Genomic DNA, 19743 nt, shown 5'->3' on the forward strand with positions numbered 1-19743 from the left:
GTCCTCGGTCAGTTTGGCTGGCCGTCCACCGGCACGAGCATTCAGGATGCCGACTAGACCGTGGCGTTCCCAGTTGTGAATCCATGTTCTGATGCTCTCGCCGCTGATTCGCAACACGGCGGCAACGGTGGCAATGTCCTGACCTTGGTTGACAGCAATCAACGCCTTGCCGCGCAAGCGGAAATATTCCTTGGGGTGTGCTTTGGCTAATTGTTCAAGAGTGCAGACTTCAGCTTCATTCAAGGTCAATGTGAGTTTACGCATCGTCGAACCGGCATCAGGGAGATACGCAAACAGAAGCAAAAATCATTCCAACTTAGTTGTGCGGCACTACTTATATTTTCCATTTACGTGGCAATGCCCGTACTTCAGGCGAGTTGCGTCGCAAGGAAAAAGACAACGTCTTTGGCATGGGGAGCCGCGCTCCGATTGCTATTTCCCTGCTGGTGAAGAATCCGGCAGCGGCGCAGCACGGCCAGATACTCTGGCACGACATTGGTGATTACCTAGATCGCGAACAGAAGCTGAACATTATATTCAATCTTGGCAGTGTTGCCGGGATTACGGCAGCCAATCTTTGGCAGGAAATTACGCCGGATGAGCATGGCGATTGGGTGAAGCAGCGGGATGAGGGCGCTGCTGACTTTATTGTGATGGGAGCGAAGAAAAGTAACGAGGTAGCACTGTTCGCCAATTACTCTCGTGGCTTACAAACAGGGCGAGATGCTTGGTGTGTCAATTCTAGCCGAACCAAGCTGGTCGGCAATATGCAGCGAATGATTTGCTTTTATAGCAGCGAGGTTGCACGTCTCGAACTGGCCTGCATCGGCCAGGACAAAGCCTCCCGCACAACTGTAGTGAATGGTTTGATAAATACGGACCCGACTCAGATTAGTTGGTCTGCGAATTTGAAGCAGGATTTGGTTAGAGGCAAACGCTTTGATTACGAACAGGTTGCCCTGACCCCCAGCCTGTACCGTCCCTTCACTAAACAGTGGATGTATTATAGCCGTGCGTTCAATGAGCGTGTATACCAGATGCCGCAGCTATTCCCGGACAGCCAGTCATCAAATAAGGTAATTTGTGTATCAGGCAAGGGGGAAAAAGTCGCGTTTAGTACGCTGATTTGCGATGCCATTCCTGGCCTGCACATGGTGGACATTGACGGTTCGCAGTGCTTCCCTCTATACCTCTACGACGATGAAGACAGCAAAACCACCAACCAGCCCCAACAAGACAGCCTGTTCGACAGCCAGGAACAGGAGACCGTGACCATGGTTGGCCGCAAGCGTCGCGATTCGATTACTAATGAAGGCTTGGTGTATTTTTACACTGCCTATCCGGGCGAGGCCATCACTAAGGAAGACGTGTTCTATTACGTCTACGGCCTGCTGCACTCACCCGATTACCGTGAGCGTTTTGCCGACAACCTCAGTAAGGAGTTGCCACGCATCCCGTGCGTAAAGGGGGCCGTCAACTTCTGGCACTTCAGCAAAGCCGGGCGCGACCTATCCGAACTGCACCTCAACTATGAGAGTGTGCCTATGTATACAGGTGCCAAGGTGGATACCGGTGGCAAGACGTTGGCCGGCAGCGATTACCGTGTTGAGAAAATGAAGTATGGCAAGACGAAGGTACAAGACGACAAAACCGGCAAACTGAAATCTGTCGATGACAAATCCGTCCTGATCTACAACGATCGTATTACCGTTACCGGCATCCCACTGGAAGCCTACGATTACGTGGTCAACGGGAAAGCGGCACTGGATTGGGTGGTGGAGCGTCAGTGCGAGAAAACTGAGAAAGACAGCGGCATCGTCAATGATGCCAACGACTGGGCCATCGAAACCATGAACAACCCACGTTACCCACTGGAGTTGTTCTTACGGGTGGTCACGGTGAGTCTAGAAACCATGAAAATTGTGAAGGCACTCCCGGTGCTTGATATTTGAATCCATGGCCAGCGGTTAACCATCGAAAACATGTTGCCGGTGGCAGAAAGAAACGAAAGTAGCTATGCGAGTAATCTCCGCAAATTTGAACGGCATCCGTTCAGCCACGACCAAAGGGTTCCTGGCTTGGCTTGAAGGCCAGGATGCAGACTTCGTGTGTCTACAAGAGCTCAAAGCCCAAGCAGCAGACATGAAGCCCGAAATGTTAAACCCCGCAAGCCTGCAGGGGTACTTTCATTACGCCGAGAAGAAGGGCTACAGTGGGGTCGGTATCTATACGAGGTACCAGCCCGAACAGGTCATTGAAGGTCTTGGAGTGCCGGAAATCGACAGCGAAGGTCGCTATATTGAGCTCGTTTACGGCAATGTATCAGTTGTATCGGTCTACTTACCTTCAGGCTCCAGTGGTGATCACCGGCAAGAAGCGAAATTTGCATTCATGGAGCATTTCTACCAACACCTTGGAGAATTAGCGCAACGCGGACGGGAAGTGGTGATCTGCGGTGATTGGAACATTGCTCACAAAGAAATTGATTTAAAGAATTGGAAGGGCAACCTGAAAAATTCCGGTTTCTTGCCTGAAGAACGGGAGTGGATGGGCAAAGTTCTAAGTGACCTAGAGTGGGTCGATGTGTATCGCAGCTTGCACCCTGACACGACTGACGAAGCGTACACATGGTGGTCGAATCGGGGGCAAGCTTGGGCCAAAAATGTTGGTTGGCGAATCGATTACCAGATTGCTACAAGAGAGTTAGCCCAGACAGCCAAAACCACCTCTGTCTACAAGGAGGAGCGGTTTAGCGACCATGCCCCACTCACCGTTGACTATGAGTGGGTAGTGTAAGAGCAGGCTTGTCTTAACCCTAATTACCGTGTGAGAGGCTAAGGTAATCATGCAGATTGAGCGCGCAGCTCTTATCCCTGGGACAGAACAAAGTCTTGGCGAAGGAAACAGCCAGCCATTCCGGGCTCAAGTCCGTTTATCAACGGGCGGTATCGCAACCGTCATCTGCAAGCGACTAGAACAGCACAAGATAGCCGCAGAGTGTTTCGCAGCGCTCGTATTGCGGGCATGGGGAATTGCAACGCCAGCCCCCTGTATTGTGCTTGCAGGGAATGAAGTCCTGTATGGCTCTCAGGATGCGGCTTACCCTAACCTCAAGCAACGGTTGGGTTGGAGCGATCATCTACCCGACCAGTACAAAGAGAAGCTAATCGTAGCAGCTGCAACCTTGTTAGCCAGCTGGCCCCAAACTGGAGCCGTTATCGCTGCGGATGAGGCTATCCATAATGTGGATCGTCACATTGGCCAAGTCTTGTGGGATGGGGGCGAGCCTGTGTGGGTGGATCACGACCAATCGCTCGGGGTTGCCGATGGCAACCTTCCTGACCTAAATAAGCTGGCATGGCTACTTGGTTCCCTTGGCTTGCACAGCCAAATCCAAACTAGTGCGGTTTCACATGCGCTTATGCTACCTGGTAACGAGCTACTTGAAGCTGCAGAGAGTGCAGCCGAAGCAGGCGCATACCAATTTGCCGAATTTGTAGCCAACAGGCTGCCTGCTCTGGCATCTCGTGTAGTTGCCCGCTTTCCACAACCAAATGACTTGTTTGCGGGGCTGCAATGAACGCAACTATTTCACCCCTATTTTGGGAGCCCGTTGCTGGCACAGGCGAACGGTTAACAGCTGCCGTCATTGTCTCGATAGATGACGAGATCACAGGTCACATTCTTATCCGGGATGATGTACTGAATGCTATGTATGGCGAAGCTGCTGGTAAGCTGAAAACCCTCTTCAATACTGCAATAGAAACTTACTTACAGCTCATTCCTCTTGCAGCCGTCGAACTACCACCACTTATGGGGTTGACTCCTGGGCGAACCATTGAGACCGATGTCAGAGACCGCAGCGAGGCTCTTCGCATCGCTGCACTGATGTATTCGAGCCTGGCGAATCTGGATGCGCTAGATAGCGATAGTGAGGATCTCAGCCCCAACCAGACTGAAGGAAATAAACGGTTTGCAACTCAGGTTCGGGAACAGGTAGTGGTCCGGTACCCTGAGCTTGATACGTATTTCAATCGTACGGCCATCCTGCTGAACGGTGGTGAGCCTGTCCGTTTTGGGTTCTCCTCTCCGAAAGCAATCCTACATTTTGGCATGTTACATCCAGTTCGACAGCCATCAAGTGTCCGTGATGCACGCGCAAAGCTATGGGAACTTGCTCGTGCAAAAGATATTTCTGGAGTTACTCAGGCCGGACTGATTATGGCCGTTCCCCCGGATACTGACCCGACGTTGGGGGATAAGCAACGCACTGCGTTGAAACGCAACCTAGATGAGATCGAGCGTGAGGCGGACAGTGTGTCGATGAGACTATGGCCAGCTTCTAGCACTGAAACTGCAGCAGACAAGCTATGTGAGCTAGTGATTTGAACAAGCGTCTAGGAGCAAACCACTGCGTGGCCAATCTAAGGACGTGTTGAGGGAGGGGGGATTGTTGCAGAGCAAAATGTCGGTTTTTTGTAGGATTGACTAGTCGATGCGCCAACCGACGTCCTTGGCGTAAGCCTGCCCACGGTTGCTCCACCAGGTGTAGCCCGGCACCTCGGGATGGAGGCGGCGCCACACATCGTCCCAGCCACCCCGGCCGAGCAGGTCGGTCATCCAGGCACGCTCCTCGGGCAGGAAGCCCGAGTTCTTCAGGTTGCCCTTCCAGTTCTTCAGGTCGATCTCGTTATGGGCGATGTTCCAGTCGCCGCAGATCACGATGTCGCGGCCTGCGGCACGCAATTCGTTCAGGTGCGGCATGAACACGTCGAGGAAGTCGAACTTGACCTGCTGGCGCTCGTCCGAGCTGGAGCCCGACGGCAGGTACAGCGACACCACCGACAGCTCGCCGAAATCGAGCTGCAGATAACGCCCCTCGGCGTCGATCCAGTCGATGCCCAAGCCTTCCACGACAGCGTCCGGCTGGTGCCGGGAGTAGATGCCGACGCCGCTATACCCCTTCTTCTCGGCGCAGTGGAAATAGCCGGTGAGGCCGTCCGGCGCCTGCATGCGCGGCGACAGATCGCCCGGTTGCGCCTTCAGCTCCTGCACGCACACCAGGTCGGCCTGGCTGCCGGCCAGCCAGTCGAAAAAGCCCTTCTTGTCCGCCGAGCGGACGCCGTTGAGGTTGGCCGAAACGATTCGAAGCAAGACAGTCTCCCGTGTTATCCTTCCCGCCAAAGGCAGGTTTTTCAAATGGTTAATGTTTCAAAGAGGTCGATATGAGCGATTTCCGCCAGGATTTTATTCGTTTTGCGCTGGACAAACAGGTACTGAAGTTCGGCGAATTCACCACCAAGGCGGGTCGGAAATCACCCTATTTCTTCAACGCCGGCCTGTTCAACGATGGCCTGTCCACATTGAACTTGTCGCGATTTTATGCAAAAGCGATAATGAACGGCAAGGTTGAATTCGACATGCTGTTCGGCCCGGCCTACAAGGGCATCATACTGGCCGCCGGCGCCTCGATGGCGCTGGCCGAAGCCGGCCGTAACGTACCCTTCGCCTACAACCGCAAGGAAGCCAAGGACCACGGCGAAGGCGGCGTGCTGGTCGGCGCACCGCTCAAGGGCCGCGTGCTGATCATCGACGACGTCATCTCCGCCGGCACCTCGGTGCGCGAATCGGTCAAGCTGATCCGCGACGCTGGCGCCGAACCGGTCGGGGTCGCCATCGCGCTCGACCGCATGGAACGCGGCAGCGGCGCCCTGTCCGCGGTGCAGGAAGTCGAACAGGCCTACGGCCTGCCGGTGGTCGCCATCGCCACCCTGAAAGACCTGCTGGCCTTCCTCGAAGACAGCCCCGAACTGGCGGCCAACCTGGACGCCGTACGCGCCTATCGCGCCCAATATGGAGTGAACGACTGATCATGCCACGTCTTGCCGGACTACTGCTCGCCCTGCTGCCGCTAACCGCCCTGGCCGGCGGCACGCTTTACAAATGGGTCGACGAATCCGGCAAGGTTCACTACAGCGATGCCCCGCCGTTGCAGACGCCACGCGGCCTGGTCGAGCTCAACCGTCAAGGCAGCGTCACGCACTCGGTGGAAACCCCACAGGAACGCACGGCGCGCGAGGCTCGCGAAGCGGCCAGCCAGGCCGAGGCGGCGCGCCAGCGCTACCAGGCCCGCTACGACAAGGGGCTCGTCGAAAGCTACCAGTCGGCAGACGAACTACGCAGCGAACGGGAAAGACAACTCGCCGTGCAGCAGAGCATGCTCAACGGCCTGCTGGCCGACCGCAAAACGCTGCAGCAGAACATCGCCCAGCAGACGCGCCAGATCGAAGCGCTGCAGAAAGGCGGCAAGCCGCCCCAGCCCACCCTGACGGCCAACATCGGGGTGCTGCGCCAACAAGCCGCCAACCTCGATACTGCCATCAGCAGCCGACAGAGCGAAATCGCCAGCCAGACCAAGAAGATGCAGGCGGATCTGGAACGCTACCGCCAGCTCACCCAGCATTGATCGCAATGAAGGGGGCGCACTGACGCCCCCTTCCCCGTTTTGACGCGCGCCATCAGCGCAAGGCGTCCTTGTGCTGCCAGGCCTGTCTCAGGTGTTGCTCGGAGGCCTGCAACTGGCGCGTCGCGCTCTCCGCCGCAGCCGCCGCCTCGCTCACGTCCTTCTCGCGCCGCTGCAGTTCGTTTTGGGCATCCGCCAGCCGTGCCTCGGCCAGCTTTTTGGCTTGCTGTGCCGCGTCCAGACGCCGCAGCGCCGTGTCGGCGCTGCGACTCGTCTGCTGGTAGGCCATCTGGGCCGACAGCACCTCCTCTTCCGGCGTCTGGGCCCAGACTAGTCCAGACAACAGCAATAACAGGCAGCCGGCAGTGCGCTTCAACATGACAACTCTCTCTCATGGGAATATCGGGGAATTATGCGACAGTAGCCAATGGCATAACAATGGCAAGGCGTCGCATGCCGCCATTGCCCGATAGACCAAACCCGCACCGGGCAAAACGGGGAGTGAGCGCGCTCATGGAAGGTAGAAGGTCGGCGTGCCGCAGCGCAAGGCAGACCGTGCCCCCGCTGCAATCTGCGTGGAAAAGCAAAAAGCCTAGTCGGGTTGACTAGGCTTTTCGTTTACATATTCTGGTGGGTCGTGAAAGGCTCGAACTTTCGACCTACGGATTAAGAGTCCGCTGCTCTACCAACTGAGCTAACGACCCAGAACGGCACTACATAATATAAACTACAGAAACAACTGGTGGGTCGTGCAAGATTCGAACTTGCGACCAACGGATTAAAAGTCCGCTGCTCTACCAGCTGAGCTAACGACCCAACTACCCGGCACTCACCCTATCAGCATCCTGTCAGGGTGGTGGGTCGTGCAAGATTCGAACTTGCGACCAACGGATTAAAAGTCCGCTGCTCTACCAGCTGAGCTAACGACCCCCGAGAGATCAACACTATAACCCCCCCAAACCGACACTGTCAACAATTTTCTCAAAATTCAGCCCAAAAGCCGGACTTTCATTCCGCTGGCAAACCGGCTGGTGGCAACGATCGTGCGCGCCCTGCACCTCAGATTGTTTTCGGGCTTGAAAGAGTCTCCTCTGCCACCCATGTTAAATAGGCGGGCAGGCCGTGGGCGATGTCGCAGGCCACGATTTCCGGCACCTCGTAAGGATGCAGCTCCACGAGCCGACGTTCCAGCCCGGCGTAAGCCTGCTGCGTGGTCTTGACGAGCAGGGGCACCTCGCTGGCCTCTTCGATCCGCCCTTGCCAGCGGTACACCGACTGCACCTCCGGCAGAATGTTGACGCAGGCGGCCAGCCGTTCCTCCACCAGTTGCCTGGCGATCCGGCTGGCGGTTGTACGGTCGGGCGTGTTACATAACACCAGCAAGCATTTATTTTCTGACATAAGTTGAACTCGATGCGCGGACTCTTACTGTTACTACTGTTATACCCCTTCGCGGAAATCGCCACCCTGGTGGCCATGACCGACGCCTGGGGCGGCGGCGTCACCATGCTGTGGATCATCGTTTCCGCGCTCATCGGCATCGCCATGCTGCGCAACCGGCAGCTGGGTGCACTACTGACGCTGGGCTCGTTGATGCACCAGGGCGACCAGGTTTCACTCTATAGCCTGCTGTGGCCCTTGCGCTACCTGCTGGCCGGCGTGCTGTTTCTGATCCCCGGCGTGATCAGCGACATCCTGGCACTCCTGCTGCTGCTGCCGCTGAAGGGCCCCTCGATCAAACGGCCCACCATGCCGCCGTCGGCTGCCGACAACGTGATCGATGGCGAGTACACTCGAGTGGATGACCCGACGGATCGCTCGCGTCACCTGCACTGAGACCCACGGCAATCAGCCCCAGCGACGGCGGCGGGACTACAGACCCAGGCAAGCCAGGACAGCGGCCTCGTCCAGCGCCAGCTTGATCTCGACGATCTTGTGCCGGCTCTTGTCACCGCTCAGCAGTACGACATCGCGTTTGGGCACCTCAAAACGCTCCGCCAACCAGGCCAGCAACATCGCATTCGCCTTACCCTCGACGGGGGGCGCGGCCAATCGCAGTTTGAGCGCCCCGCCGTGCTCGCCGGCCAGATCGGTCTTTTTCGCGCCAGGTTGCACGTGCAGGGTGAGTCGAATCACACTGTCTTTACAGCTCAGCCAGGTTTTCATCACTTCTCTCGGGACATGACGACCGGGCATCATACAGGAGGATCAGCATGGATATCGGCATCAACGAACAAGACCGCCAGGACATCGCCCAAGGACTTTCTCGCCTCTTGGCCGACACCTACACGCTCTACCTGAAAACGCACAATTTCCACTGGAACGTCACCGGCCCGATGTTCCAGACCCTGCACCTGATGTTCGAGCAGCACTACAACGAACTGTCGCTCGCCGTGGACATGATCGCCGAGCGCATCCGCGCCCTCGGCCACTACGCCCCCGGCAGTTACAGCGAATATGCCCGGCTCACCTCGATCGCCGAAGCCAGCGGGGTGCCCCGCGCCCAGGACATGATCACCCAACTGGTCGAAGGTCATGAAACCGTGTGCCGTACCGCGCGCAGCATTTTCGCCGTGGTGGAGCGAGCCAGCGACGAGCCGACTGCCGATCTACTGACCCAGCGCCTGCAAGTGCACGAGAAAACGGCCTGGATGCTGCGCAGCCTGCTGGAAGCCTGATCCTGTCGGGTGCGTACGACAACGCCGTGCAAGGCGAGGCACACAGTCACACCGGCATGCTACACTCGGCCGCAGTGAGAAAATGCCGCCATGCCCCGTAACCTGCGCCACCCACCCAGCCCGCCGGCCAGTTCCTGGCTGTTCACCGTCACCCTGGCCGTGTCGGTGCTGGTGCATGTGCTGCTGTTCGCTGCCGGCCAGGTGTCCTGGATTCGCCCCATCCCGTTGCCGGAAACCAGCACCATCAGCGTCAAGCTGGCGGAAGCGCCCCAGAAAACACCTCCACCCACCCTGCGTCTGGCCGAACAGAACACTGTCGGCGCCGGCAATACCCCGGCCCCCGGCAAACTGGCGAGTCACGTCCCCGAGCGCATAGCACCTGGCACCGCCGGTCCGGCCCGGCATCAACAAGAGGCCGTGGCCGCCGCACCACCGCAACCGCCGGCAGCCAACGAGCGGTTCACGGCGCCCACCAACGACAAACAGGCCCCGGTGCGTACCCCGGCCCCGCCAACACCACCAGCACCCCCGATCACCGCCCAGGCCCTGCTGGCCCAGGCGAGCGTGGTGGCACGACAGCAGGGGGATGACGACACCGTCAACCGTCCGGACGAGAGCGGCCGCACCAAGGGGGTCTACGGCATCACGGCGCGGGGTGTGGAATGGGCCCGCTACGTTGACGACTGGCGCCTCAAGGTGGAGCGTATCGGCAACCTCAACTACCCGGACGAGGCTCGCCGTCAGCAGATTTTCGGCTCGCTGGAGCTGACCGTGGTGGTCAACGCCGACGGCACGCTGCGCTCGGTCACCGTGCGGCGCAGCTCCGGGCACGATGTGCTCGACAACGCCGCCAAGAATATCGTCCGCCTCTCCGCGCCGTTTGCGCCGTTCCCGCCATCGCTGGCGGAAAAATACAGTGCGCTGGAAATCGTGCGGCGCTGGGCGTTCACCCAGGATAGCCGTCTGGCAAGCCCTTAACCCGAACAAGGATCGTCATGTACGAAGTCAACCGCAGCGTCGCCATCATCCGGCCGCGTCCTCCCTTTCTCGACTGGCTCAAGCAACTACCGGGCGAGCTGAACGACAACGTCACGCTGGCATCGTTGACCCGCGACTGCAACGCCCTGCTGATTCCCTGCGCCGATGATTACGACGCGGCCGAACAGGCCGTGCTGGAGCAGTATCAGCAGCTGTTCCAGGCCGAGCTGGCCGACTGGTGCGACGACGACTCGCTGTGGCCGGCTCCGCTGACGCTGGCGCTGTTCCAGGAATGGTTCCAGCTGGAAATCCACTCGGTGCTGTCCGACATCGTCGACGAGCCGCTGGAGCGCGCCGAATTCGTTCCCTTCGACCTCGGCCCGGACGCCTGAAGCGGCCCCGCCGACGCACCCCACGATAAAGGCAAAGCGATGAAGCACATCACCCGCATCAAGGTGCGCGGCTACCATCTCGACCTGTACAGCCATGTCAACAACGCGCGCTACCTCGAGTTCCTCGAGGAAGCGCGCTGGACCTTCTTCGAGGAACGCGGCGATTTGCCGTGGTTTCTGCAGTCGGGACTGGCGCTGGTCGTGGTCAACATCAATATCAACTATCGTCGCGCCGCGACGATGGGCGAAGAGCTGGCCATCGAGACTTCGGTCAAGACGATTGGCCACCGCAGTGCGGTGATGCATCAGGCGGTGAAGCTGGCCGGCACCGAGACCCTCGTGGCCGAGGCGGACGTCACCTTCGTGGTGTACGATGCCAAGCTGGACAAGGCGGTACCGCTGGAAGGCCAGCTCAAGGAACTTCTGGCCGCGATGCAAGACCAATAAGCGCTTTTCGCTTCTATTACCGGAACAGACAAGGCATGAAAAAAGGTTTGATGGCGTTGGCACTGGTGCTGGTGGCCGGCTTGCTGGCCTACAGCATGCTGTTCAACAAGGACCGCGCTCCCGAAGTGCAGTACACCTCGATAGCGGGACAACAGCTCAGCACCAGTTCGCTGAAGGGCAAGGTGGTGCTGGTCAACTTCTGGGCGACCAGTTGCCCCGGCTGCGTCGAAGAGATGCCCGAAATCAAGAAGATGTACCAGCAGTATGCGCCGCGTGGCTTTGAAACCGTGGCGGTGGCGATGAGCTACGATCCCCCCAACTACGTCAAGACCTACGTGGAGAAGAACCAGCTACCATTCTTCGTGGCACTGGACCCCCAAGGCAGCATCGCCAAGGCCTTTGGTGAAATCCAGCTGGCCCCCACCACAATGCTGATCGACAAGCAGGGTCACATCATCAAGCGTTACGTCGGTGTGATGGATTTCAAGGAAGTGCGTCAGCTGATCGAGAAACAGCTCCAGTCCTGAACCACCTGGCCTGTTTCCATGAAAAAACCCGCCTCTCGGCGGGTTTTTTCATTCGGAACGCGCGCTTCGCCCGGAACAGACCGGGCAGGCCGGATCCCGCGGCACCTTCATGCTGCGGAATGAGCTCTCCAACGCATCGTACAGGGTGAGCCGGCCCAAAGCGACGGGAATCCCCGCCAGCAGCTTGATTGCCTCCACCGCCTGCAGGCTGCCGATCACACCGACCAACGGCGCGAGCACGCCAAAGGTCGCGCATGGCCCGTCGTTGGCCTCGCCCTCTTCCGGGAACAGGCAGTGGTAGCACGGGGAGGCCGGCTGGCGGGTATCGAACACGGCAAGCTGGCCGTCGAAGCGCACCGCGGCACCAGACACCAACGGCACCCCCGCTTCCACGCAGGCACTGTTGACGGCGTGACGGGTAGCGAAATTGTCGGAGCAATCGAGCACCACATCGTGGCGCGCCACTTCGTCGGCCAAGGCCTGGCCGGAGAGCCGTTCGCCGATGACGCGCACTGTCACCTCGGGATTGAGGGCCAGCATGCGCTGGGCCGCCGAATCCGCCTTGTTGCGACCGAGACTCGCCATGTCATGGACGATCTGGCGCTGCAAGTTGGTCAGCTCGACCACGTCATCGTCGGCGATAGTGAGCTGCCCGACCCCGGCACTGGCCAGATACAAGGCCACCGGCGACCCCAGCCCGCCGGCGCCGACGATCAGCGCACGGGCGCCAAGCAGGGCCTGTTGCCCGGCGATATCGAGTTCCGGCAACAGGATATGCCGGCTGTAGCGCAACAGCGCCTGGTCACTCAGTTCGGTCATGGGGGGCGATTCTGCCAGGGAAACCGCCGGGAGCACCGGCGGTCGGGGATTACTCTTCTGCAGTCTTGCGCGCGAACTTGATGCCCAACTGCTTCAGCTTGCGATACAGGTGGGTACGCTCGAGGCCGACCTTCTGCGCCACACGGCTCATATTGCCGTTTTCCAGCGAGATATGATACTCGAAGTAGCGACGCTCCAGCTGCTCGCGCAACTCGCGCAACGGCATGTTGAAGTCGAAACCGGTTTCTTCGGCGGCCGGCTTCTCGTGACGGAACTGCGCCAGCACCTTGTTGACCTCGGGGGCATCGATATCGGCCGATTCTGCCGTCAGCGCCAGGCTCTTGATGATGCTCCTGAGCTGCTCGAGATTGCCCGGCCAGTCGTACTGGCGCAGTGCGTTGAGCGCCGCGGTGGTGAGCTTGTGCGCCGACACCTGCTTGGACTCCACCAGCTCGGTGAGAATCTGCTCGGCGATGAAGATGATGTCTTCGGCATGCTCGCGGAGCGGCGGAATCGGCACGATCACGCTGGAGAGCGTGGTCAACAAGCGGTTGTCGCACTCCGGGTCGACCAGCAGTTCCTGCAGCGGGCGGCTGCACGAGCACAGCAGGCGCACGTTGAAACGGTCGAGCTTGGAGAGCAGGAACAGCAGCCCTTGCTGGATGCGGCGGTTGTACTGGCCGATCTCGGGCAGGAACAGCACGCCGTTGTTGGCCTTCTGCAAGAGTTCCAGCGGAGCGTCGGCGAGTTGCTCCGGCTTGGCCGGCGTCACCCACGGCGTGTTGCCCTGGTGGAAGAACCGGGCGACCAGCTCGAAGCCCGATCCGGGCTCGCCAGTCAGGAGCACCGGCGACTTGACCTTGGCCACCCGCTCAAGCTGACGTTTCAACTCCTGGATCGGCTCACTCTTTCCCAGCTTGTCGAGGTTGAGCGAGGTGTTGACCTGCATGTCGCCGTACTTGACGGCACGCTGCACGGTGGTGAGCAGTTTCTGCAGGGCGATCGGTTTCTCGAGAAAATCGAAGGCACCAATGCGGGTGGCCTCGACCGCGGTATCGATGCTGGCATGGCCGGACATCATCACCACCGGCATGTTGAGCTGACCGGACTTGGCCCACTCCTTGAGCAGGGTCACGCCGTCGCAATCGGGCATCCAGATGTCCAGCAGCACCAGCGCCGGACGGGTCTGGTTGCGCAGTTGTCGCGCCACTTCGGCGTTCTCGGCCAAGGCGACGGTGTACCCTTCGTCCTGCAGTATTTCCGAAAGCAGTTCGCGGATGCCGATTTCGTCATCCACAATCAAAATGTCGCTGCTACGCATTAGGCCTCCAGCAATGGCAGGGTGAGAAGTATCCGTGCGCCCTGCTGCCCGGCATTTCCCAGTGCGATCTGACCATGGTGCTCCTCTATGATTTTCTTCACCACTGCCAGCCCAAGGCCTGTACCCTTGGGCTTGTTGGTCACATACGGCTCGAACGCGCGCGGCAGGATGTCGGCCGGGAAGCCGGCTCCGTTGTCCTGCACGCAGACGATCGCGCTTCGTCCTTCTTGTCGGCTGCTAATGTGAATCATCGGGATGTCAACGTCAAGGACCGCATCCTGCGCATTCTGCAGCAGATTATGCAACACTTGGCGCAACAGGGCGGCATCCCCCATGATCATCAATGGTTGTTCAGACAACGTCATCTTAACAGCGGCATTGGATTCGTACAGCGTCATCACCTCGCGTACCAGCTGGTTCAAATCCAGCGCCACCAGCTTGATGCGCGGCGAGCGGGCGTAGTCGCGGAAGGCGTCGACCATGCCCTTGAGCGCGGACACCTGCTTGACGATGGTGTCGGTGGCGCGCCGCAGGAGATCGGCATCGCTGCCTTCCAGCTTGTCGGCCAGCTTCATCGCCAGACGCTCGGCGGCGAGCTGGATCGGCGTCAGCGGGTTGCGGATTTCGTGCGCCAGACGCTTGGCGACCTCGCCCCAAGCGGCATCGCGCTGCGCTCGAGCCAGTTCGGTGATATCGTCGAACACCACCACGTAGCCGCTGCCTGAACCCTCCGGCAAGCGCGCCCCCCGTACCAACAGGATACGCTCCCCTTGCGCGGTCGTGTAATCGAGCTGGGTCTGCCACTCGGGCTGGCGCTCGTTGTCGGCATGCTCGCAGACGTTGTCGACCAGCAGTACCAGTGCCGGTACCAGGCGGGCCCACTCGCGGAACGGCGCTTCGGCCAACTCGGCAAAGTCCACCCCGAGGATGCGCGACGCGCTGGTATTGGCGGCGCGCAGGCGCCAGCCGTCGTCGAACGCCATCACCCCGGCACGCAGGTTGACCAGGATGCTTTCCAGGTAGAGCTTGCCGGACTCCAGCTTGAGTCGGTTCTCGTCAGCCAGTTGGCGCGCCTCGTCGAGCTGCTGGGTCATGCGGTTGAACATGGTAGTGAGGATGCCCAGCTCATCGCGCCGGTACACCGGGTGGCGCCTGGAGAAGTCGCCCTGCGCCACCGCACGGGTCCCCGCCGCAAGTTCGGACAGCGGCGCCGATAGCCGTTCCGACAACCACAGCGCGAACGCCAGCGCGGCGGTCAGCGCCAAGAGACAGGCCAGCGTCAAGGTCAGGGTATAGAAGGTGCGCAGGCCGTCGCGCGAGAGCAGGAGCTGGCGATAGTCGGCACGGGCGGTGTCGATCAGCTCGGCATCGTGGGCGATGCTCTCCGGCGCCGCCTGGATCACCTGCATCACGCGGGTTTCATCATGCCGGTCGTGGTAGGCCATCAGCACCTTGAGCGCAAGCTGGTTGCGCCGATCGTTCTCGATGGTCTGTACCGGCTGGCGCGGCTGCAACGTGCGCAAGGCCTCGCGCGAGGGGGTTTGCGGCAGCCCGGCCAGATCGCCGCTGGCGAACGCCAGCAACTGCCCCTGGCGGTTGAAGATGGCAACCTCGTTGAGGCCAAGCTGCTCGCGCAACCGCTCCAGCCGGGCCGGCAGGCCGCTGTCCGGCAGCGCGTCGATATCGTCCTGCACCACCCGCGCCTTGCGCCCAACGTCCTGCAACACATAGCCCAACGCGTTGCGCCCGAGCTCCAGCCCGCGATCCAGCGCCGACTCCACACGCACGTCGAACCAGCTCTCGATGCTGCGCGAGAGGAACTGGGTCGAGATGGTATACACCAGCAGGCCGGGCACCAACGCCACCACGGCGAACATCATCACCAGGCGCTGGGTCAGCTTGGCACCGAAGACGCGGCCCTTGACCCGGCGCCGCAGGCGGACCAGCTGGCGCCCGACCACGCCCAGCAGCGCCACCAAGAGCAGCGCGTTGATGCCGAACACCCACCAGTAGTACTCGGCCAGCTTGGAGGTATTGCCGGTAGCGAGCGCCAGCAGGTAGAGCAGGATGGCGGCGAAGGTGGCCATGGCGATCATGGCGTAGCGCATCAGCCGCCTTCCTTCACGTTCAGATCGATCCAGCCCGAGCCCAGCGACCAGTCGGCGCTACCCAGCGCGTTGAGCTGGAACGGCTTGGGCAGCTGGCCGATGTCGAGCATCAGCCGCACCCGCCCCTTGACCTTGTCGGCCGGCACACCACTCAGCGTCCCCGCTTCAAGCACGCGCCAGCCGTGGATCGCGCCGAGTGCGCTCAGGGCCTCGGCCTGCGTCGCGTAATAGCGCGACAGACTGCCGATGCTGACACGGTAACGGCTGGTCAGCGACTGGTAGGCGATCTTGAAGTGCAGCTCGGCGTGCGGCTCGAACCATTCCTTGACGTCGAGCAGGTAAGCGGTGCTGCGCGGCCGGGTCAGCTCGAACTCCAGACGGAACGGCAGCGCCACCCCCTGGGTCAGCGCATCACTGAGGCCGGGGGTGAGCTTGATGTCGAAGCGGGTGCTGACGGCGAGCTGGCCATCGAGGAGTTCGGCCTCGGAGCGGGTGGCCGAAATGGAATCGGCCCATGCCGGCAGTGCGGCACAGGCGATCAGCCAGATAAGCAGGCTAGCGCTTCGCAAGCAGCGCGTAATAGAAGCCGTCATGTTGCTCGCTGGGGAGCAGTTGTTGGTCGTCGAGGCATACCGCATCCGCATGTCGCGCGAGGAAGGCCGCGAGCTGTTCGCGGTTCTCCTCGGGAAAAATCGAGCAGGTAGCGTATAGCATTTTGCCGCCGCTGGCGAGCAGCGGCCAGAGCGCGTCGACCAGGGCGGATTGCTGCCGCGCCAGCTCGGCGAAATCGCCCGGCCGGCGCAGCCATTTGATGTCCGGATGGCGCCGCACCACGCCGCTGGCGGAACATGGCACGTCGGCCAGGATACGGTCGAACGGCACGCCGTCCCACCATGCCGCGGTATTGCCGGCGTCGGCGGCGACGAGGCGTGCCGAGAGCTTGAGGCGGGCAAGGTTGTCGGCGACCCGTCCCAGCCGGGTTTCGTCGACGTCGAGCGCGGTGACGTCGAGATCGGCCAGTTCCAGCATGTGGCAGGTCTTGCCGCCCGGCGCGGCGCAGGCGTCGAGCACGCGCAGGCCGTTGCGCAGGTCGAGCCGGTGCGCTGCCTGCTGCGCGCCCTGGTCCTGCACCGAGACGTCGCCCTCAGCAAAGCCGGGCAGTTCTCGCACGCCGACCGGGCGGGCGAGCTGGATCGCCTCGTCGCCCAGCGCTTCCGCCTCGATACCGGCCTCACGCAGGCGCTGCAGGTAGGCCGTCGGTTCGCCATGGCGACGGTTGACGCGCAGGGTCATCGGTGGATGTTGGTTGTCCATCTCGAGAATGGCTTGCCAGTCTTGCGGGTAGTGGCGCCGCAGGGCCTTGATCCACCAGCGCGGGTGGTTGTAGCGGGCCTCGTCGTCGGCAGCCACCACGGCCCTCAACTCGTCGCGCTGCCGCAGGTAGTTGCGCAATACCGCGTTGACCAGCCCCTTGAAACGCCCGCGCGCCAGCCGCCCGGCCAGCGTCACCGCTTCGTTGACCACGGCGTACTGGGCGGCGCGGGTGTACTCGAGCTGGTGCAGGGCAACGATCAGCACACGTTCCAGCAACGGTTCGGGCAGCGGCTTGGGCAGCAGCCGGCGCAGCACGCAACGCCATTCGGCGAGGTGGCGCAGTACGCCATAACCGATGTCCTGCAGCGCGCCGCGCTCGGCCGGCGTGAGATCGGGCGCCTGGCGCTGAGCGTCGGCCAGGGCCTCGGTCAGGGTACGGCCCCCTTCCACTTTTTCGAGCAGGCCGGCGGCCAGTTGCTGGATTCGATGCATGCGGTCAGTTCCAAAAAAAACCGGCCACAGCCGCGTATCACGGCTGTGGCCCGGGGTAGATCGGTTTGCGCGGAATGATACGGCTAGACGCCGCCGCGCGCCATCTCGTTGAGGCGCGCGATGCGCTCCTCGGTATGCGGGTGGGTGCGGAACAGCGAGTCCATGCCGCCGCCGGAGAGCGGATTGATGATCATCATCTGCGCGGTCTCCGGGTGCGCCTCGGCGGCGGGCATCGGCAGTCCCTGGGCGTAGTACTCGATCTTGCGCAGCGCCGCGGCCAGCGCCAGCGGTTCGCCGGAGATCTCGGCACCTCCACGGTCGGCTTCGAATTCGCGCGCGCGCGAGATCGCCATCTGGATCAGGCTGGCGGCCAGGGGCGCCAGCAGCGCCACCAGGATGCCGGCGATCGGGTTGACCGGGCGCCCCTCTTCGTCGCGCCCGCCGAAGAACATGGCGAAGTTGGCCAGCGCCGAGATGGCGCCGGCCATGGTGGCCGAGATGGTCGAGATCAGGGTGTCGCGGTGCTGCACGTGTGCCAGCTCGTGCGCCATCACGCCGCGCAGCTCGCGGTACTCCAGCATGCGCATGATGCCGGTGGTAGCCGCTACCGCCGCGTGCTCGGGGTCGCGCCCAGTGGCGAAGGCGTTGGGCTGGTCCTCGTGGATGACGTAGACGCGCGGCATCGGCAGCCCGGCGCGGCCGGCCAGCTCGGCCACCATGCCGTACAGCTCGGGGGCGCTGCGGGCGTCGACTTCCTGCGCGTTGTACATGCGCAACACCATCTTGTCCGAGTTCCAGTAGGCGAAGACGTTCATCGCGCCACCGAACAGCAGCGCCAGCAGCATACCGCTCTTGCCGCCGATCATGGCCCCGATGACGCCGAACAGGGCCACGATGGCGGCCATCAGCAACGTCGTCTTGAACCAGTTGAATGTCATGGCCACAGCCTCCTTGAGTTATCCATCACCCTAGATATGGTCCAGCGGACCGGAATATCAAGCCCCGAGCCGGGTTCCCGTCAGATCCGGCCGGCCGGCGACGAAGTCGCGCGCCGCCAGGCGCTTGCCGCCGGCGGCCTGCAGCTGGGTGAGCCGCACTACGCCACGGCCCGCTGCCACGCACACACCGTCGGCGCCGGCCGACAGTACCGTGCCCGGTTCGCCATGACCTTCCTCGGCCTCGGCCAGCCACAGCTTGAGCGGTTCGCCGGCGAGGCGGGTGAAGGCGCCGGGCACCGGGTTGTAGGCACGGATGGCGCGGGCGATGTCCGTCGCCGGCTGGCTCCAGTCGACCTCGGCCTCGGCCTTGCTGAGCTTCTGGGCGTAGGTCACGCCCTGTTCCGGCTGCGCCACCGGGGTGATGGCGTCGAGCCGCGCCAGGGTGTCGACGATGGCGCGGGCGCCGGCTCCGGCCAACCTGTCGTGCAGCGTGGCGGCGGTTTCGTCCGCGGCGATCGGCAGCGGGTGCACCGACAGCATGGCGCCGGTATCGAGGCCGACGTCCATCTGCATGATGGTGATGCCGGTTTCGGCGTCGCCCGCCAGCAGCGCACGCTGGATCGGCGCCGCGCCGCGCCAGCGCGGCAGCAGCGAGGCGTGGATGTTGAGGCAGCCTTTTGCTGGCAGCTCGAGCACCGCCTGCGGCAGCAGCAGGCCGTAGGCGGCCACTACCATGACCTCGGCGCCGACCTCGGCGATCAGCGCCTGCGCTTCCGGGGTCTTCAGCGTCAGCGGCTGCTCGACGCGCAGGCCATGTTCCAACGCCAGCGCCTTGACCGGGCTCGGCTTGAGTTTCATGCCACGCCCGGCGGGGCGGTCGGGCTGGGTCAGCACCAGCGGGATGTCGTGCCCGGCATCGAGCAGGGCCTGCAAGGCGGCGGCGGCGAATTCCGGGGTGCCGGCAAAAATCAGTTTCATGGCATTCCTGCAAAAACGAGGGGACACGGCGTGCGTGTCCCCGGGGTTAGGCCAACGCGGATCGGGCCTGGAATCTGTTCACGATCTGTCGCGAGCGGCCCTCAGCGGGGTGAAGAGCAGCACAGAAACCGGAATGGACATGAAGTCCATGAGGATTTCGCATCGCTGAGTGAATCCCTGCGTGCAAATCTCTCGCTGAGCCTATCGAAGATTGGCACGCAGGGATTTGCTCAGCGAGAGATTCGCACGCAGTGCCCATGAGCCCCGGTCAGGGACCGCGCAGCAAGA

General features: G+C 61.6%; 24 protein-coding genes and 3 tRNA genes. 12 read left to right on the plus strand and 15 right to left on the minus strand.

What is annotated here, in order from left to right:
* Positions 1-303 (minus strand): helix-turn-helix domain-containing protein (locus B9N72_RS00005; protein ID WP_143477713.1); only part of this gene is annotated, 303 nt, incomplete at its 3' end.
* Between the two features lie 74 nt (positions 304-377).
* On the opposite strand from B9N72_RS00005, the gene B9N72_RS00010 reads away from it, so the two are divergent.
* From B9N72_RS00010 to B9N72_RS20485, 4 genes are all read left to right on the plus strand, one after another.
* Complete coding sequence (locus B9N72_RS00010) at positions 378-1952, plus strand: type ISP restriction/modification enzyme (protein WP_143477714.1); 1575 nt, start codon at positions 378-380, stop codon at positions 1950-1952.
* A 64-nt stretch (positions 1953-2016) separates the two neighbouring features.
* On the plus strand, positions 2017-2796 hold the full coding sequence (locus B9N72_RS00015; RefSeq protein WP_085274415.1) for an exodeoxyribonuclease III: 780 nt from the start codon (positions 2017-2019) through the stop codon (positions 2794-2796).
* A 49-nt stretch (positions 2797-2845) separates the two neighbouring features.
* Positions 2846-3580 (plus strand): hypothetical protein, encoded by a 735-nt coding sequence (locus B9N72_RS20480; RefSeq protein WP_143477715.1) that lies wholly within the window; start codon positions 2846-2848, stop codon positions 3578-3580.
* A complete protein-coding gene (locus B9N72_RS20485) occupies positions 3577-4389 on the plus strand; it encodes a hypothetical protein (RefSeq protein WP_143477716.1) in 813 nt (270 codons plus the stop codon). The genes B9N72_RS20480 and B9N72_RS20485 overlap by 4 nt, the downstream gene beginning before the upstream one ends.
* A gap of 99 nt (positions 4390-4488) precedes the next feature.
* Here the strand turns inward: B9N72_RS20485 and B9N72_RS00020 are convergent, their stop codons facing one another.
* Positions 4489-5154 (minus strand): exodeoxyribonuclease III, encoded by a 666-nt coding sequence (locus B9N72_RS00020; protein ID WP_234985845.1) that lies wholly within the window; start codon positions 5152-5154, stop codon positions 4489-4491.
* A 71-nt stretch (positions 5155-5225) separates the two neighbouring features.
* On the opposite strand from B9N72_RS00020, the gene pyrE reads away from it, so the two are divergent.
* A complete protein-coding gene (gene pyrE / locus B9N72_RS00025) occupies positions 5226-5870 on the plus strand; it encodes an orotate phosphoribosyltransferase (protein ID WP_008955844.1) in 645 nt (214 codons plus the stop codon).
* Between the two features lie 2 nt (positions 5871-5872).
* Positions 5873-6466: a DUF4124 domain-containing protein gene (locus B9N72_RS00030; RefSeq protein WP_085274416.1), complete on the plus strand. Its 594-nt coding sequence runs from the start codon at positions 5873-5875 to the stop codon at positions 6464-6466.
* A 52-nt stretch (positions 6467-6518) separates the two neighbouring features.
* On the opposite strand, the gene B9N72_RS00035 is transcribed toward B9N72_RS00030, so the two are convergent.
* From B9N72_RS00035 to cutA, 5 genes are all read right to left on the minus strand, one after another.
* A complete protein-coding gene (locus tag B9N72_RS00035; RefSeq protein ID WP_085274417.1) occupies positions 6519-6842 on the minus strand; it encodes a hypothetical protein in 324 nt (107 codons plus the stop codon).
* A 249-nt stretch (positions 6843-7091) separates the two neighbouring features.
* Positions 7092-7167 (minus strand) — tRNA-Lys (locus tag B9N72_RS00040).
* A 36-nt stretch (positions 7168-7203) separates the two neighbouring features.
* Positions 7204-7279: transfer RNA gene (locus B9N72_RS00045), tRNA-Lys, on the minus strand.
* A 38-nt stretch (positions 7280-7317) separates the two neighbouring features.
* Positions 7318-7393: transfer RNA gene (locus B9N72_RS00050), tRNA-Lys, on the minus strand.
* 129 nt (positions 7394-7522) lie between these two features.
* Positions 7523-7864 carry a divalent-cation tolerance protein CutA gene (cutA, locus tag B9N72_RS00055; RefSeq protein ID WP_085274418.1) on the minus strand — a complete coding sequence of 114 codons (342 nt, stop codon included), beginning with the start codon at positions 7862-7864 and terminating at the stop codon, positions 7523-7525.
* Positions 7865-7876: 12 nt separating this feature from the next.
* On the opposite strand from cutA, the gene B9N72_RS00060 reads away from it, so the two are divergent.
* The gene (locus tag B9N72_RS00060) at positions 7877-8299 is read left to right on the plus strand and encodes an FxsA family protein (RefSeq protein ID WP_085274419.1); all 423 of its coding nucleotides are present in this window, start codon (positions 7877-7879) and stop codon (positions 8297-8299) included.
* Between the two features lie 36 nt (positions 8300-8335).
* Here B9N72_RS00060 and B9N72_RS00065 read toward each other — a convergent pair whose 3' ends face one another.
* Entirely contained in the window at positions 8336-8629 is a 294-nt protein-coding gene (locus B9N72_RS00065; protein WP_085274420.1) for a DUF167 domain-containing protein, read from the minus strand.
* 47 nt (positions 8630-8676) lie between these two features.
* Here B9N72_RS00065 and B9N72_RS00070 point away from each other — a divergent pair, with 47 nt between their 5' ends.
* From B9N72_RS00070 to B9N72_RS00090, 5 genes are all read left to right on the plus strand, one after another.
* Positions 8677-9141, plus strand: a complete 465-nt coding sequence (locus tag B9N72_RS00070) for a Dps family protein (RefSeq protein WP_014085724.1) — start codon at positions 8677-8679, stop codon at positions 9139-9141.
* 90 nt (positions 9142-9231) lie between these two features.
* Positions 9232-10119: an energy transducer TonB gene (locus B9N72_RS00075; protein WP_085274421.1), complete on the plus strand. Its 888-nt coding sequence runs from the start codon at positions 9232-9234 to the stop codon at positions 10117-10119.
* 17 nt (positions 10120-10136) lie between these two features.
* The gene (locus tag B9N72_RS00080; RefSeq protein ID WP_085274422.1) at positions 10137-10511 is read left to right on the plus strand and encodes a VacJ; all 375 of its coding nucleotides are present in this window, start codon (positions 10137-10139) and stop codon (positions 10509-10511) included.
* Positions 10512-10550: 39 nt separating this feature from the next.
* Positions 10551-10958 (plus strand): acyl-CoA thioesterase, encoded by a 408-nt coding sequence (locus B9N72_RS00085; protein ID WP_085274423.1) that lies wholly within the window; start codon positions 10551-10553, stop codon positions 10956-10958.
* 35 nt (positions 10959-10993) lie between these two features.
* Complete coding sequence (locus B9N72_RS00090) at positions 10994-11485, plus strand: TlpA disulfide reductase family protein (RefSeq protein ID WP_085274424.1); 492 nt, start codon at positions 10994-10996, stop codon at positions 11483-11485.
* A gap of 48 nt (positions 11486-11533) precedes the next feature.
* Here B9N72_RS00090 and B9N72_RS00095 read toward each other — a convergent pair whose 3' ends face one another.
* The 7 genes from B9N72_RS00095 to fmt all read right to left on the minus strand — a co-directional run bounded on the left by B9N72_RS00095 (position 11534) and on the right by fmt (position 19455).
* Positions 11534-12304, minus strand: a complete 771-nt coding sequence (locus B9N72_RS00095; RefSeq protein ID WP_085274425.1) for a HesA/MoeB/ThiF family protein — start codon at positions 12302-12304, stop codon at positions 11534-11536.
* A gap of 49 nt (positions 12305-12353) precedes the next feature.
* The gene (locus B9N72_RS00100; protein WP_085274426.1) at positions 12354-13625 is read right to left on the minus strand and encodes a sigma-54-dependent transcriptional regulator; all 1272 of its coding nucleotides are present in this window, start codon (positions 13623-13625) and stop codon (positions 12354-12356) included.
* Complete coding sequence (locus B9N72_RS00105; RefSeq protein WP_085274427.1) at positions 13625-15733, minus strand: sensor histidine kinase; 2109 nt, start codon at positions 15731-15733, stop codon at positions 13625-13627. Before B9N72_RS00105 ends, B9N72_RS00100 begins: the two co-directional genes overlap by 1 nt.
* Entirely contained in the window at positions 15733-16326 is a 594-nt protein-coding gene (locus B9N72_RS00110; protein ID WP_085274428.1) for a DUF4390 domain-containing protein, read from the minus strand. The genes B9N72_RS00105 and B9N72_RS00110 overlap by 1 nt, the downstream gene beginning before the upstream one ends.
* Positions 16289-17539: a 16S rRNA (cytosine(967)-C(5))-methyltransferase RsmB gene (gene rsmB, locus B9N72_RS00115; protein WP_085274429.1), complete on the minus strand. Its 1251-nt coding sequence runs from the start codon at positions 17537-17539 to the stop codon at positions 16289-16291. Before rsmB ends, B9N72_RS00110 begins: the two co-directional genes overlap by 38 nt.
* Before the next feature lie 83 nt (positions 17540-17622).
* Positions 17623-18477: a zinc metalloprotease HtpX gene (gene htpX / locus B9N72_RS00120; protein WP_085274430.1), complete on the minus strand. Its 855-nt coding sequence runs from the start codon at positions 18475-18477 to the stop codon at positions 17623-17625.
* A gap of 57 nt (positions 18478-18534) precedes the next feature.
* Positions 18535-19455: a methionyl-tRNA formyltransferase gene (gene fmt / locus B9N72_RS00125; RefSeq protein WP_085274431.1), complete on the minus strand. Its 921-nt coding sequence runs from the start codon at positions 19453-19455 to the stop codon at positions 18535-18537.
* Positions 19456-19743: the final 288 nt, after the last annotated feature.

The organism is Pseudogulbenkiania subflava DSM 22618 (genome assembly GCF_900177275.1).
GTDB classification, from domain to species: domain Bacteria; phylum Pseudomonadota; class Gammaproteobacteria; order Burkholderiales; family Chromobacteriaceae; genus Pseudogulbenkiania; species Pseudogulbenkiania subflava.

What these genes read in the sequence shown, in the direction of transcription:
- B9N72_RS00015 (WP_085274415.1), top strand. Translation starts at nt 2,017, where the DNA reads ATGCGAGTAATCTCCGCAAATTTGAACGGCATCCGTTCAGCCACGACC.
- B9N72_RS20480 (WP_143477715.1), top strand. Translation starts at nt 2,846, where the DNA reads ATGCAGATTGAGCGCGCAGCTCTTATCCCTGGGACAGAACAAAGTCTT.
- B9N72_RS20485 (WP_143477716.1), top strand. Translation starts at nt 3,577, where the DNA reads ATGAACGCAACTATTTCACCCCTATTTTGGGAGCCCGTTGCTGGCACA.
- pyrE (WP_008955844.1), top strand. Translation starts at nt 5,226, where the DNA reads ATGAGCGATTTCCGCCAGGATTTTATTCGTTTTGCGCTGGACAAACAG.
- B9N72_RS00030 (WP_085274416.1), top strand. Translation starts at nt 5,873, where the DNA reads ATGCCACGTCTTGCCGGACTACTGCTCGCCCTGCTGCCGCTAACCGCC.
- B9N72_RS00035 (WP_085274417.1), bottom strand. Translation starts at nt 6,842, where the DNA reads ATGTTGAAGCGCACTGCCGGCTGCCTGTTATTGCTGTTGTCTGGACTA.
- cutA (WP_085274418.1), bottom strand. Translation starts at nt 7,864, where the DNA reads ATGTCAGAAAATAAATGCTTGCTGGTGTTATGTAACACGCCCGACCGT.
- B9N72_RS00060 (WP_085274419.1), top strand. Translation starts at nt 7,877, where the DNA reads ATGCGCGGACTCTTACTGTTACTACTGTTATACCCCTTCGCGGAAATC.
- B9N72_RS00065 (WP_085274420.1), bottom strand. Translation starts at nt 8,629, where the DNA reads ATGAAAACCTGGCTGAGCTGTAAAGACAGTGTGATTCGACTCACCCTG.
- B9N72_RS00070 (WP_014085724.1), top strand. Translation starts at nt 8,677, where the DNA reads ATGGATATCGGCATCAACGAACAAGACCGCCAGGACATCGCCCAAGGA.
- B9N72_RS00075 (WP_085274421.1), top strand. Translation starts at nt 9,232, where the DNA reads ATGCCCCGTAACCTGCGCCACCCACCCAGCCCGCCGGCCAGTTCCTGG.
- B9N72_RS00080 (WP_085274422.1), top strand. Translation starts at nt 10,137, where the DNA reads ATGTACGAAGTCAACCGCAGCGTCGCCATCATCCGGCCGCGTCCTCCC.
- B9N72_RS00085 (WP_085274423.1), top strand. Translation starts at nt 10,551, where the DNA reads ATGAAGCACATCACCCGCATCAAGGTGCGCGGCTACCATCTCGACCTG.
- B9N72_RS00090 (WP_085274424.1), top strand. Translation starts at nt 10,994, where the DNA reads ATGAAAAAAGGTTTGATGGCGTTGGCACTGGTGCTGGTGGCCGGCTTG.
- B9N72_RS00095 (WP_085274425.1), bottom strand. Translation starts at nt 12,304, where the DNA reads ATGACCGAACTGAGTGACCAGGCGCTGTTGCGCTACAGCCGGCATATC.
- B9N72_RS00100 (WP_085274426.1), bottom strand. Translation starts at nt 13,625, where the DNA reads ATGCGTAGCAGCGACATTTTGATTGTGGATGACGAAATCGGCATCCGC.
- B9N72_RS00105 (WP_085274427.1), bottom strand. Translation starts at nt 15,733, where the DNA reads ATGCGCTACGCCATGATCGCCATGGCCACCTTCGCCGCCATCCTGCTC.
- B9N72_RS00110 (WP_085274428.1), bottom strand. Translation starts at nt 16,326, where the DNA reads ATGACGGCTTCTATTACGCGCTGCTTGCGAAGCGCTAGCCTGCTTATC.
- rsmB (WP_085274429.1), bottom strand. Translation starts at nt 17,539, where the DNA reads ATGCATCGAATCCAGCAACTGGCCGCCGGCCTGCTCGAAAAAGTGGAA.
- htpX (WP_085274430.1), bottom strand. Translation starts at nt 18,477, where the DNA reads ATGACATTCAACTGGTTCAAGACGACGTTGCTGATGGCCGCCATCGTG.
- fmt (WP_085274431.1), bottom strand. Translation starts at nt 19,455, where the DNA reads ATGAAACTGATTTTTGCCGGCACCCCGGAATTCGCCGCCGCCGCCTTG.